Origin of the sequence: Paraburkholderia hiiakae, assembly GCF_904848665.1 — a bacterium.
GTDB classification, from domain to species: Bacteria; Pseudomonadota; Gammaproteobacteria; order Burkholderiales; family Burkholderiaceae; genus Paraburkholderia; species Paraburkholderia hiiakae.
On sequence record NZ_CAJHCQ010000022.1, the window covers coordinates 54,958 to 67,448 of the forward strand.

9 protein-coding genes, 1 pseudogene and 1 riboswitch are annotated in these 12,491 nt (G+C 66.4%); of the genes and pseudogenes, 2 read left to right on the forward strand and 8 right to left on the reverse strand.

The genetic code is table 11. The features are described from left to right. Positions 1 to 282: 282 nt before the first annotated feature. From metF to JMY28_RS31325, 6 genes are all read right to left on the reverse strand, one after another. Positions 283 to 1,113 carry a methylenetetrahydrofolate reductase [NAD(P)H] gene (metF, locus tag JMY28_RS31300; protein ID WP_201699793.1) on the reverse strand — a complete coding sequence of 277 codons (831 nt, stop codon included), beginning with the start codon at positions 1,111 to 1,113 and terminating at the stop codon, positions 283 to 285. A gap of 52 nt (positions 1,114 to 1,165) precedes the next feature. Next, positions 1,166 to 1,519, reverse strand: a complete 354-nt coding sequence (locus JMY28_RS31305) for a phage holin family protein (protein WP_028203399.1) — start codon at positions 1,517 to 1,519, stop codon at positions 1,166 to 1,168. A gap of 151 nt (positions 1,520 to 1,670) precedes the next feature. Continuing rightward, positions 1,671 to 3,089 (reverse strand): adenosylhomocysteinase, encoded by a 1,419-nt coding sequence (gene ahcY, locus JMY28_RS31310; protein ID WP_201699794.1) that lies wholly within the window; start codon positions 3,087 to 3,089, stop codon positions 1,671 to 1,673. Between the two features lie 33 nt (positions 3,090 to 3,122). Beyond that, positions 3,123 to 3,255, reverse strand: a riboswitch (S-adenosyl-L-homocysteine riboswitch). Positions 3,256 to 3,328: 73 nt separating this feature from the next. Next, the gene (locus JMY28_RS31315) at positions 3,329 to 4,099 is read right to left on the reverse strand and encodes a glycosyltransferase family 2 protein (RefSeq protein WP_201699795.1); all 771 of its coding nucleotides are present in this window, start codon (positions 4,097 to 4,099) and stop codon (positions 3,329 to 3,331) included. Positions 4,100 to 4,254: 155 nt separating this feature from the next. After that, positions 4,255 to 4,977, reverse strand: a complete 723-nt coding sequence (locus JMY28_RS31320) for an LrgB family protein (protein WP_201699796.1) — start codon at positions 4,975 to 4,977, stop codon at positions 4,255 to 4,257. A 38-nt stretch (positions 4,978 to 5,015) separates the two neighbouring features. Continuing rightward, positions 5,016 to 5,504, reverse strand: a complete 489-nt coding sequence (locus tag JMY28_RS31325; protein ID WP_201699797.1) for a CidA/LrgA family protein — start codon at positions 5,502 to 5,504, stop codon at positions 5,016 to 5,018. A 154-nt stretch (positions 5,505 to 5,658) separates the two neighbouring features. On the opposite strand from JMY28_RS31325, the gene JMY28_RS31330 reads away from it, so the two are divergent. Further along, on the forward strand, positions 5,659 to 6,606 hold the full coding sequence (locus JMY28_RS31330) for a LysR family transcriptional regulator (RefSeq protein ID WP_201699798.1): 948 nt from the start codon (positions 5,659 to 5,661) through the stop codon (positions 6,604 to 6,606). Positions 6,607 to 6,692: 86 nt separating this feature from the next. Here JMY28_RS31330 and JMY28_RS31335 read toward each other — a convergent pair whose 3' ends face one another. Next, positions 6,693 to 8,438 carry an OmpA family protein gene (locus tag JMY28_RS31335; RefSeq protein WP_201699799.1) on the reverse strand — a complete coding sequence of 582 codons (1,746 nt, stop codon included), beginning with the start codon at positions 8,436 to 8,438 and terminating at the stop codon, positions 6,693 to 6,695. Between the two features lie 248 nt (positions 8,439 to 8,686). Beyond that, a pseudogene (locus JMY28_RS31340) lies at positions 8,687 to 10,313 on the reverse strand (GMC family oxidoreductase). Between the two features lie 427 nt (positions 10,314 to 10,740). On the opposite strand from JMY28_RS31340, the gene JMY28_RS31345 reads away from it, so the two are divergent. Continuing rightward, positions 10,741 to 12,462 (forward strand): isovaleryl-CoA dehydrogenase, encoded by a 1,722-nt coding sequence (locus JMY28_RS31345; protein ID WP_201699800.1) that lies wholly within the window; start codon positions 10,741 to 10,743, stop codon positions 12,460 to 12,462. Positions 12,463 to 12,491: the final 29 nt, after the last annotated feature.

Consider the following 12,491-nt stretch of genomic DNA (forward strand, 5'->3'; position numbering starts at 1 on the left):
AGCACGTGCCGCAGTCACAAGCAAGCCAAAAGTCCCGCCGCCTGTGGAAAACGCCGGGTTGACAGGATCGCTTGTTGCCGCATGGTGCGGTGCAGCGCAGCTTTGCCCCTTTTTATTGCGCCGGAATACGACAATAGCGCGCCGGATTGACGCGCGCGCCAAGGCGGCCCTGCGTTCCTGATGCACGTCACGCGGATCGCCTTCCCCAAAAGAAAACCGCGCGGCCCCGGAATCCGGGAACCGCGCGGTTTGTTGCCGCCGGGCTTGTCGCGAATGAGCGCCTTAGAACCCGAGCCGCTCGCAGATCGCTTTCGTGGCCGGCGCCGCGTTGAGCGTGTAGAAGTGGATACCCGGCACGCCCGCCTCCACGAGACGGCGGCACAGGTCCGTCACCACGTCGAGCCCGAAGGCGCGAATCGACTCACGATCGTCGCCAAAGCTTTCCAGACGCTTCGCGACCCAGCGCGGCACTTCGGCGCCGCACATCTCCGAAAAGCGCATGAGCTGCGAGTAGTTCGTGATCGGCATGATGCCGGGCACGATGGGAATATCCACGCCCAGCTTCTTCGCGTCGTCGACAAAGCGGAAATACGCGTCCGCGTTGAAGAAGTACTGCGTGATCGCCGAATTGGCACCCGCCTTCACCTTTTGCGCGAACGCTTCGAGGTCGTGGCGCGGCGAGCGCGCCTGCGGGTGGTACTCGGGATAGCCGGCCACTTCGATATGGAACGCGTCGCCGGTTTCCTCGCGGATGAAGGCGACGAGTTCCGACGCATAGCGCAGCTCGCCAACCGCCCCCATGCCCGAGGGCAGGTCGCCGCGCAGCGCTACGATGTGGCGGATGCCGTGCGAGCGATACTCGCCGAGAATCGCGCGCAGGCTCTCTTTCGAGGAGCCGATGCACGAGAGGTGCGGCGCCGCCTCGACGCCTTCCTTCGCGATATCGACGACGGTGTCGAGCGTGCCCTGTTGCGTCGAGCCGCCCGCGCCGAACGTCACCGAGACGAACTTCGGCTTGAGCGTGGCGAGCTGGGCGCGCGTGGCGCGCAGCTTTTCCACGCCGTCCGGCGTCTTCGGCGGGAAGAATTCGAATGAGAGTTCGATCGGTTTCATGTTGATGAGGCCAGTGAGGCCAGGCCGCATACGTGAGCGGCCGAGGCCCGCGTCAGCCGAGGCTGCGGTTGCCGAAAATCAGCGCGGAAAGCAGCCACGAGACGATGCTGTACAGGATCGAGCCGAAAAATGCCGACCAGAAGCCCGACACCTCGAAGCCCTTGAGGAGCGACGCCGCCAGCCAGAAACACAACGCGTTCACCACGAGGATGAACAGGCCGAGCGTGAGGATCGTCACGGGCAGCGTGAGTACGATCAGCAGCGGGCGCAGCACGGCGTTGATGAGGCCGAGCACGATCGCGACGATGAGCGCGGTGCCGAAACTGCGAATATGGATCGACGGAACGAGCCAGGTGATGATCAGAAGCGCGAGCGCGTTGATCAGCCAGGTCAGCAGCACGGTCATAAGGACTCCTTTTGCGTCGTTGCTTTTGTATCGCCAGGTGCCGGCGGCGGATGCCGCCCGCGGTCCCAGCACGTTGCGCGTGCGGGGATCGGGGTCAGCATCCGCTTGACCACTTAAACGCGGCTTAAAACTTCAAGCCGCGTTGTATCCATCAGTAACGGTAGTGGTTCGGCTTGAACGGACCGTTCTTGTCGACGCCGATGTACGAAGCCTGGTCGTCGGACAGCACGGAGAGGTTCGCGCCGATGCGCGCGAGGTGCAGGCGCGCAACCTTTTCGTCCAGGTGCTTCGGCAGCACGTACACCTTGTTCTCGTACTTCTCGCCCTGCGTGAACAATTCGATCTGTGCGAGCGTCTGGTTCGTGAACGAATTCGACATCACGAACGACGGGTGGCCCGTGGCGCAGCCGAGGTTCACGAGACGACCTTCGGCCAGCAGGATCACGCGCTTGCCGTCCGGGAAAATGATGTGGTCGACTTGCGGCTTGATGTTGTCCCACTGGTACTGGCGCGTGGAAGCCACGTCGATTTCCGAGTCGAAGTGGCCGATGTTGCAGACGATCGCGTTGTGGCGCATCGCCTTCATGTGGTCGTGGTTGATCACATGGTAGTTGCCGGTGGCCGTCACGAAGATGTCGGCCTTGTCGGCGGCGTATTCCATCGTCACGACGCGGTAGCCTTCCATCGCGGCTTGCAGCGCGCAGATCGGATCGATTTCCGTGACCCACACGGTCGCGCCCAGACCGCGCAGCGATTGCGCGCAGCCCTTGCCCACGTCGCCGTAACCGGCCACGACGGCGATCTTGCCCGCGATCATGACGTCGGTCGCGCGCTTGATGCCGTCCACGAGCGACTCGCGGCAGCCGTACAGGTTGTCGAACTTCGACTTCGTGACCGAGTCGTTGACGTTGATGGCCGGGAACGGCAGACGGCCTTCCTTCTCCATCTGGTACAGGCGGTGCACGCCCGTCGTGGTTTCTTCGGTCACGCCCTGGATGTGTGCGAGGCGCTTCGAGTACCACGTCGGGTCGATGTCGAGGTGCGCGGCAATCGACTTGTACAGCGCGACTTCTTCTTCGTTCGTCGGCTTGGCGATGACCGAGCGGTCCTTTTCAGCCTTCGAGCCGAGGATCAGCAAGAGCGTTGCGTCGCCGCCGTCGTCGAGAATCATGTTGGCGAACTCGCCGTTCGGCCATTCGAAAATGCGGTGCGAGAACTCCCAGTATTCGTCGAGCGATTCGCCCTTGAACGCGAACACCGGCGTGCCGCCCTGCGCGATGGCTGCGGCAGCGTGGTCCTGCGTCGAGAAGATGTTGCACGAGGCCCAGCGCACGTCGGCGCCGAGCGCCGTCAGCGTTTCGATCAGCACGCCCGTCTGGATGGTCATATGCAGGGAACCTGCGATGCGCGCGCCCTTGAGCGGCTGCTGCGCCTTGTACTCTTCGCGGGTTTGCACGAGGCCCGGCATTTCGGTCTCGGCGATATCGAGTTCCTTGCGGCCCCATGCGGCGAGCGACATGTCGGCGACGACGAAATCTTTGGCTTGATCTTGCGGAACTGCGGCGTTCATCACGCCCTCCTTTCTAAAAGTGACTAGAAATTAAAGACGTGAGCGCCGTTTTTCAGTGCGGTGACTTCGCGGCATCGCGCCCTCGAATCGACCGTATTGAGCGCCTTCGAGCCTGGCGGGTCACGCAGTGTCAAACCGCGAACCCGTCGCAACGCTCCTCGAAGACGAGGCGTGATTGTAGCAAATTGAGACGGCCGGTTGGATGGCGGCTGCGCGAAGGACCGGGTGCCGCGCCCGCCTCAATGGCCTGCGCCCCGCAAGCCGAGCCCGCGCGTCTGCTGCACGCTCGCCATCGCCGTGGCGAGGAAGGCTCGCGCGGCGCGCAGCGTTTCGCTTTGCAGGGCCGCCTGCACTTCGCTCAAGCCCAGCTGAACGCTCAGATGGCGTTCCGCGGGCGTGCCCGCGCGATAGTGCAGACGCACCCGCTTCGCGTCGATCAGGCGGCGCTGCCCGAAGGCCTCGTTCAGCGCCCACGCGAGCGCACCCTCTTCGCCGCCGTACCGGCGAAAAGTTTCGTCCATGGGAAAGCCGCCCAGCGCGAGAAAGGCGCCGCGCCGGATCACGAGACTGCTCGCCACCGTGTTGCTGATCGCTTCGGTATGCCTGGCGAAGTCGGGGTGCGCGGCGAGCCGGTCCGGAAAGCCGGCATAGTCGACGTCGAGCCGAATCGCCGCTTCGTGCGGATGCCGCTCCAGATGCGCGTGCGCGGCGGCGAGCGCGTGAGGCAAGTACTCGTCGCCGGCGTCGAGGAACGCGACGTACGGCGTGGCCGCCTGCAGCGCGCCCCAGTTGCGTGCGCGGGCCGCACCGCCCGAGTCGGACATCTGCACGAGCCGCACGCGCGGTTCGCGCAGCGCGTAGATGCGCGCGACGTTAGCGGAGGCGTCGGTCGAGCCGTCGTCGACGACGAGAATACGTTCCGCTTCGGGCTGCGCAACACAGCTGTCGAGCGCGCGGGCAAGCGTGGCCGCGCCGTTGTGGCACGCGACGATGATGGTGATGGGTTGCATGGAACAGGATGAGGGTGACCGACAACGCCTGTAAGCCGCATCCGAGAGCGGCTTACACGACAACGCGGCGAATCCTACCCGCGTCTGGAAAAGGCCCATCCTGATAAAGTCCGCCTGCACACCGGGCGACCGCGCGCCGAGCGACGCGCCCCGGTTCAAACCGGCAGGAATCCCAGCGCCGGTGCGAGCAGCACCATGACCACGCCCGCGATCATCATTGTGAGGCTCGCCACCACACCCTCTTCGCTGCCCAGCTCCCGCGCCTTTGCCGTGCCGACGCCATGCGCCGCCGCGCCAAAGAGCGCGCCGCGCGCAAGCCGCGTGCGCAGCGGCACGAGGCCGAGCACCAGTTCGCCGAACAGCATGCCGCACACGCCCGTGGCGATCACGAAGAGCGCGGTGAGGTCGCGCGGCGCGTGGATCTTGTCCGAAACCGCGAGCGCGAACGGCGTGGAGATCGAGCGCGTCATCAGGCTGCGCTGCAGATCGGGCGAAAGGTGCAACAGCTTGGCCAGGGCGAGCGAGCCGCCCACCGCCACGATGATGCCGACCGTCACGCCCACGGTGAGCGAGATCCAGTGGCGCTTGAGCAGATCGCGGTATTCGTAGATCGGCACCGCGAAGGCCACCGTGGCCGGGCCGAGCAGCCACATGAGCCAGCGCGTGTCCTGGAAGTAGACGGGGTACGGAATATGGAGCACGAGCACAAACACACCCAGCACTGCGGGCACCGCGACGAGCGGCGTGAGCCACGGCAAGCGAAAGCGCGCATAGAGCGCCTTCGAGGCGAAATAGAGCGCGACGGTGAGGATGAAACAGCCGGCGGCGATGAGCCGCGCTGCGTCGTCGGCGAACAGGGACGCATAAAACGTGTTCATGACGGGTTCCCCCTCTCTCTATTCAGGACGTTGCCGCCTCAAGCCCGCGCCAGATGGCGCGAGTGCCGGGAATCACGCACGCGCCGCAGCGCGAGACGCCGCTCGAGCCTGGCGGCCTGTTCGACCGCGAACGCCACGGCCACCATCACCATCAGCGTGCCGCCGACCACGACGAGCGCGAGGCGCCAGCCGTCGGCGCGAAACAGGCCGCCATATTTCACGGCCGCCACGGCCGCAGGGATGAAGAACAGCAGCATGTCGGAGAGCAGCCAGTCGGCGCCCGCCTTCACCCAGCGCGGCGTGACGCCGCCGCAAAAGAGCAGCGCGAGCAGCAACACGAGGCCGACAACACCGCCCGGCACCGGCAGGTGCGTGACGCGCGTGAGGGCGTCGGCGGCGTACCAGACGAGCGCGAGCAGCGCCGATTGCACGGCAATGCGGCCGATGCGGCGTACGAGGCTCGCCACGCCGCCCACGTTGCGCGTGGCGCTTTCAGAGACTTTCGCGGTCGTGGTCGAGGCAGTCATGGCAAACCCTAAGTGACACTGGAATGGAAGTCAGTATAGGGTGCAGCGCAGCATAAACATAATGACTTAGAATCATCTGTTACATTCCATATTGGAATGCACCAACTCAGCACCCCGCTGAGCGTGCTTCCTGCACATTTGTGGAGTCCCGAACGTGGAACTGCGCGCGCTTCGCTATTTCATCGAGGTGGTGCGGCAACAGAGCTTCACCGCCGCGGCCGAAAAACTGCACGTCACGCAGCCGACCATCAGCAAGATGGTGAAGGCGCTAGAGGACGAAACCGGCACTCAGCTCTTGCTGCGCGACGCGCGCCAGATGGTGCTCACCGACGCCGGGCGCATCGTGTACCAGCGCGGCCAGGACGTGCTCGCAGCCCAGGCGCAGCTACAAGCCGAACTCGCCGATCTCGGCACGTTCGGGCGCGGCGAACTCACCATCGGCATTCCGCCGATGGGCGGCTCGCTCTTCACGCCCGCCATCGCCACGTTCCGCCAGCGCTATCCGAAGATCGAGCTAAAGCTATTCGAGCAGGGCTCGCGCGCCATCGAAGCCGCGCTGATCTCGGGCGAGCTGGAGCTGGGCGGCGTGTTGCTGCCCGTCGATCCCGCGCTCATCGACGTCTTGCCGATCTCGCACGAGCTGCTGTGGCTCGTCGCGAGGCGCGGCTCGCGCTGGGACAACAAGCTCGCCGTGCCGCTCGCGGAGCTGGCCGGCGAGCCCTTCGTGTTCTATGGCGAAAGCCTCGCGCTCAACGACGTCGTGCTGGGCGCGTGCCGCACGGCCGGCTTCGTGCCGCAGATCGTGGGGCGCAGCGGCCACTGGGACCTGATGGCGGCGCTCGTGCTCGCGGGCGTGGGCATTGCGCTCCTCCCCGCGCCCTATGTGCGCCGGCTCGACGCCGAGCGCTTCACCTGCCTGCCCGTGAGCGAGCCGCAGATCACCTGGGACATGGCGATCGGCTGGAAGCGCAGCGGCTATCTCTCGCACGCGGCGCGCGCCTGGCTCGATGTTGCGCGCGCGGAGTATGGCAAGCCGTTCACGTTTCTCGATGACTTCGTGCATCCACCGGGAATGGAGAAGCAACCGGGCAAGCCGGGCTGAAGCGATGCGCCATGAAAAAAGCCGCCCGGCTCGCGCCGGACGGCTTCTCGCACTGCTGGAATGCGCCGCGTAATCAGTACTTCAGACTACTTCGCGACGAACTCGATGCGGCGGTTGCGGAAGCGGCCGCTCTCGGTGTCGTTGCTATCCACCGGATTCGCGTCGCCATAGCCTTGTGCCGCGAGCCTGCCAAGCGACACGCCTTGCGACGCGAGGTAGGTGCGCACCGCGAACGCCCGCTGCTTCGACAGCGCCAGGTTCGCGGCCTTGTCGCCCACGTTGTCCGAGTAGCCCGCCACTTCGAGCGAGACCGGCTGGCCGCGCTTCGAGCACGCGATCAGCGCACGCGCCGACTGGCGCAGATCGTCGGCTGCGGAGGCCGGCACGATCGAGCTACCCGTCTTGAAGTTCACGACCTGCAGGTTGAGCACCTTCGCCACATCGGCGCCCGCGCACGAGCTATCCGTGGCGAACAGGCCCTTCACGGCGTCGCGGAATGACTGCGTCGCATCGGCCACAGCCTTCTGCGCATTGAACACGCCGATGTCGAAACCCGAGCCGAACAACGTCTTGAGCTTGTCGAGCCAGCCTGCCTTCGCGTCGGCGGCCGCGCCGCTCAATTCGACGTGGGTGCCGTCGATCTTCACTTCCGCACCGGGCAGCGCCATGAGTGGCAGCAGGCCGTCGAGGTGCGCGAGCCACTCGGCGGGCTTCGTCGCTGCGTCGACGTTCACGTTGGCCGTGAACTTGCCGTCGCCGAACTGCTTTGTGAGGGCGTCGATGAGTTGCGTGTTCTCGGCTTGGGTGCCCACCGTCGCCGTGATCGTCGGCACACCGGACTTGTCGACCGTGAACGACAGATGCGTGTCCTGGGTCGGCGCCGGAGCGGCGTCGCTCGCGGCTGCGACCGTGCCAGATACGACAGCGCCAGAAGCAAGCGCGCCGGAGGCGGCCGCAGGCGCCGAAGCGCTATCCGCCTGCGCAGCATCCGATGCGGCGACCGCACCCGGCGCCATCGTGCTGGCCGAAGCGGGCTGCTCGGCGTTCTGCGTCGCCGCTTCATCGTGCTGGCACGAGCGCAGCGCAAAGAACGCGACGATCAGCGCAAGCGCGGCGAGCAGCCACCAGAGCCAGTGATGGCCGCGCTTCTCCCCGGCGATGGGCGGCGTGGACCCGGCCACGGTCTGCAGCGGCACCGAGGCCGGCACCGGACGCACCACGGGCTGCGGATGATCGAGATGCGCGGCGACATCCTTCAGGCGGCTCATGATCGAGCCCGCGAACGCGGCGGCGCTGCCAAGGCCAATGGCGCTCGCGAGATGGTCGGTCAGGCTCGCGTTGACTGACGGGAGCTGATGGCCAAGCAGCGTCGGCAGTTGTCCGACGAAGCCCTGGGAAGCCGTGAAGTGCTGCTTGAGAATCCCGATGATGGCCGCGCCAACCACGCCGGCGAGCGAAAAGGCCGTGGACTGCGGCGCACCCGTTTGCGCGGCGAGCGCGTCGGCGAGCGCGCCGACATTCGCGCCGGTCGCCTTCTGGAGCAGTTCGCGGCCGGTGGCTTCGAGCTGGCCCAGACCCGCCGTGCTCATGAGCAGTTCGGGCAGTTGCTTGCCGATCAGCGGATTGGCGTCGGACGACATGATGGTGGAAAAGAGGCTGCGAGCGCCTTCGGGCGTGGTGCCGCGATTCATGATGGCGGCCATGATGGCGGGTGCCGCGGCGCCAGCGACCTTGCGCGTGAAGTCGGACGTGAGCCCGTAACGCGTTGCCATCGTCTTGACGACGCTGTCGCTCAGAACGGTTTCCAGCAATTGAAAGACATTGATGCTCATCGAGGCGGACCCTCCAGTTCGCGGACGCGCCACCTGACACGCCCAAATGCGAGCGCGATTATAGGGAGTCCGAAATCTCGAAAAAGCACGCGTACGGCAAACCGCACATTGTTTGACGAAAAGCCCCGAAAACTCGGATTAGTCGCGACGCTGCAGCGATGCTGCGGTTGCAACGAGACGACGGTGCGCCTCACGAGCAAGCCCGCGACGAGCACACGCAATGAAGTAGGAAAAGCCGAAATCGCGCGTCAGGCGTCGACGCGCTGAAGCACCGTATCGCGCGCGGATCTTGTTTGTGCGATGAAGTCTGCCGCACGCTCGCCGATCATCACGCTCGGCGCATTCGTGTTGCCGCCGATGAGTGTCGGCATGACCGAGGCGTCGGCAATGCGCAGGCCCGTCACGCCGCGCACGCGCAATTGCGGATCGACGACGGAGCGCGCGTCGCCGCCCATGCGGCAGGTCGCGGCGGGGTGATAGATCGTATCGGCATGGCGGGCGATCGTCTCGCGCAATTGCGCGTCGCTCTGCTCGCCATGCGTGTAGAGTTCGCGGCCGCCCAATTGCGCGAGCGCGGGCGCGTCGAGTATGCGCCGCGCGAGGCGGGCGCCCTGCGCGAGCGCGTCGAGATCGCGCGTATCGGAGAGAAAGCGCGGGTCGATCACGGGCGCCACGCGCGCGTCGGCGCTCGCGAGCGTGAGCGTGCCGCGGCTTGCCGGGCGCAGCACGCAGACGTGCAGCGAATAGCCGTGGCCCCAATGCAGACGGCGGCTGTGATCGTCGACGAGCGCCGTGCAAAAGTGCAGCTGCAGGTCGGGCCGGTCGAGTTCAGGGCGGCTCTTCAGAAAGCCGCCCGCCTCCGCCACGTTGGTCGTGAGCATGCCGCGCCGACCGCGCAGATAACGCACGAAGCCCGCGGTCATGCGCACCGCGCCGCGCAGCGAGTAGCCCACGGTCTCGCTCGAATGCACGCGCTTGTTGAAGGTGAAATCGATATGGTCGATCAGATTGCGGCCGACTTCGGGCGCGTCGTGGCGCACCGCAATGCCGAGTGCGCGCAATTCGTCGGCGGGGCCGATGCCTGAGCACATGAGCACTTGCGGCGAGTTGAACGCGCCGGCCGCGAGGATCACCTCGGCGCGCGCCTGCAGTGTCTCGATCGCGCCGCCGCGCGCGAGCTCCACGCCGCTCGCGCGCGCGCCGTCGAAGGTCACGCGCAGGACCGTCGCGTTGGCGATCAAATGCAGGTTCGGGCGCTCGCGCGCATACAGATACGCGCGCCACCGTACAGCGTTCGCCGCCGCGCTGCGTCACCTGATAGAAGCCGACGACCTCCTGTTCCTCACCATTGAAGTCGTCGTTGCGCCGAAAGCCCGCCTCGCGCGCGGCCTCGACAAAGCGCGAGGCCACCGGATTGCGCTCGCGCAGGTCGGCCACGCCTAGCGGGCCGCCCGTGCCATGCAAGGCGCTCGCGCCGCGCTCGTTGTCCTCGGCGCGCAGGAAGTACGGCAGCACGTCGCGCCACGCCCAGCCCGTGCAGCCAAGCTGCGCCCATTCGTCGTAATCGAGCGGATGGCCGCGCGTGTAGATCATCGCGTTGATGGCGCTCGAGCCGCCGAAGCCTCGGCCGCGTGGCTGGTAACCGCGCCGTCCGGCGAGTCCCGGCTGCGGCACAGTTTCATAGGCATAGTTGTTTTTCGTGCGAAACGGGACGAGCGCGGCGACGCCGAGCGGCATGTTGACGAACGGATTGCGCGCCGTGTGCGGCCCGGCTTCGACGAGCGCGATGCTCGCCTGCGGGCAACGATCGGCCAGCCGGCCCGCCAGCGACGCGCCGCCCGATCCGCCGCCTACGATGATGTAGTCGTATTGCATCGTCTCTCCTGTCGGCCGGAGTTAGCGCTTTAGCGCTGACTCCGGCCCCATGCAAAGCAGCCGCATGCAAAGCATGGTGGCGCGCTATTTGCACGCTCGTTCGTTTTCGGCTTCAATGGGGCATTGTAGGAAGCGTCTGATTCCGAGGTCAGCTTTTATGTCAGAGCGTCCCCTCTAAACCTGACGGCGGATCGCCGCCTATGATGGAAGGCGGTTCAGCCGCCCGAGCTGAAACCCGAAAGGTTCCAGCAGGTAACGAAGGCAGCACAGGGAGCGCTGGAGCGCACAAGAATCACTCACCTCACGGACGCTTCACATGGAGCGGCCGTTGCGCACGCCTCCCCGTCACGACAGCGAACACAACACGAACGGCCGCGCGTGAAGCACGCCGCGCCCGCAGCAGCCGCCTTGCATCGGAGACAGGCAGATGAACCCGACGGAAGTCACGCATCGCCCCGGCACGACCCACGAAGTCACGAACCAGGCCCCGCCGCTCGCCGGCTACAACCTCTTCACCACCGACGCCGCGCTGGGCGAGGCCCTCGCGCGCGCGGGCGCCGACTGGCACCGCGAAACGCTCACGCGCCATGGCGAAGCGCTCGGCAAAGCCGAAACGCTTGCGCTCGCCGACCTCGCCAACCGCCACGAGCCCGAACTGCATACGCACAGCCCGCGCGGCGAGCGTATCGACGCGATCGAATTCCACCCCGCCTGGCACGAACTGCTGGCGCTGCTGCGCGAGCAAGGGCTGCACGCGCTGCCGTACTCGGACCCGCAGCCCGGCGCGATGGCCGCGCGTTGCGCAGGCTACTTCCTGCATGCACAGCTCGAATCGGGGTCGCTTTGCCCGCTCACCATGACGTTCGCGAGCATTGCCGTGCTGCAGCGCGAACCGGCGCTGTTCGAAACGCTGCGCGCCCCGCTCTACACGCGCGAGCACGACGCACGCGACCTGCCGCTCGCGCAAAAGCGCTCGATGATGATCGGCATGGGCATGACGGAGAAGCAAGGCGGCTCGGACGTGCGCAGCAACCGGACCGAGGCGCGCCCAGCGGGCGTCGAAACGGGACGCGGCGCGGCGTATCTGCTCACCGGCCACAAGTGGTTTTTCTCGGCGCCGCAGTGCGACGCGCATCTCGTGCTCACGCGCACCACGGAGCACGATGGACTCTCATGCTTCTTCGTGCCGCGCTTCCGGCCGGACGGCACGAAAAACGCGGTCAATGTGCAGCGCCTGAAGAACAAGCTCGGCAACCGCTCGAATGCGAGCAGCGAAGTGGAATTCTTCGACGCGTACGGCGTAATGATCGGCGACGAAGGGCGCGGCGTGTCGACCATCATCGAGATGGCGAATTACACGCGGCTCGACTGCGTGATCGGCAGCGCGGCGCTCATGCGTGCGGCGCTCGTGCAGGCGATTCACCATGCGCGCCACCGCAGCGCGTTCGGCCGCGTGCTTGCCGAGCAGCCGCTCATGCAAAACGTGCTCGCCGATCTCGCGCTCGAATCGGAAGCGGCGACGGCACTCTTCATGCGCCTTGCGCGCGCATTCGAAGACAGCGCCGACGCGAAACCCGGCGATACGGATGACAAGTCGCTCGAAGCGCGCGCCTGGCGGCGCATCGTCACGCCGGCGGCAAAGTTCTGGGTCTGCAAGCGCGCGCTCGCGTTCACGGGCGAGGCCATGGAGGTATGGGGCGGCAACGGCTACGTCGAGGAAGGGCCGATGGCGCGCTTTTACCGCGAGGCGCCCGTCAACTCGATCTGGGAAGGCTCGGGCAACGTGATGTGCCTCGACGTTCTGCGCGCGCTGGAGCGCGAGGCCGACGCCGCCCAGGCGCTCTTTCTCGCGTGGCGCCGCGACGCGCAGACTCACCCGGTGCTGAACGCCGCGCTCGACCGACTTTCGGTGCTGCTCAACGGCGCGCCGGGCACGCGCGAGGCGAGCGCGCGGCGCATCGCGCAGCAAATCGTGCTGATCGCGCAGGCGATGCTGCTGCGCGACGGGCCGCCGGAAGTGGCGCAAGCGTTCATCGCCACGCGTCTCGACGAGCACGACGCCGACTGCGACCGCGTCTTCGGCACGCTGCCCGCGCGTTTCGATCACGCCGCGATCGTCGAGCGGGCGTTTGCGTCGCGCTCAGTGTGACCCGATTGCATGACCCGATTTTTCCGTTC

Excerpts from the sequence above, each read along its gene's own strand:
- JMY28_RS31345 (WP_201699800.1), top strand. The coding sequence starts at position 10,741 with ATGAACCCGACGGAAGTCACGCATCGCCCCGGCACGACCCACGAAGTC.
- JMY28_RS31320 (WP_201699796.1), bottom strand. The coding sequence starts at position 4,977 with ATGAACACGTTTTATGCGTCCCTGTTCGCCGACGACGCAGCGCGGCTC.
- JMY28_RS31325 (WP_201699797.1), bottom strand. The coding sequence starts at position 5,504 with ATGACTGCCTCGACCACGACCGCGAAAGTCTCTGAAAGCGCCACGCGC.
- JMY28_RS31305 (WP_028203399.1), bottom strand. The coding sequence starts at position 1,519 with ATGACCGTGCTGCTGACCTGGCTGATCAACGCGCTCGCGCTTCTGATC.
- ahcY (WP_201699794.1), bottom strand. The coding sequence starts at position 3,089 with ATGAACGCCGCAGTTCCGCAAGATCAAGCCAAAGATTTCGTCGTCGCC.
- JMY28_RS31335 (WP_201699799.1), bottom strand. The coding sequence starts at position 8,438 with ATGAGCATCAATGTCTTTCAATTGCTGGAAACCGTTCTGAGCGACAGC.
- metF (WP_201699793.1), bottom strand. The coding sequence starts at position 1,113 with ATGAAACCGATCGAACTCTCATTCGAATTCTTCCCGCCGAAGACGCCG.
- JMY28_RS31315 (WP_201699795.1), bottom strand. The coding sequence starts at position 4,099 with ATGCAACCCATCACCATCATCGTCGCGTGCCACAACGGCGCGGCCACG.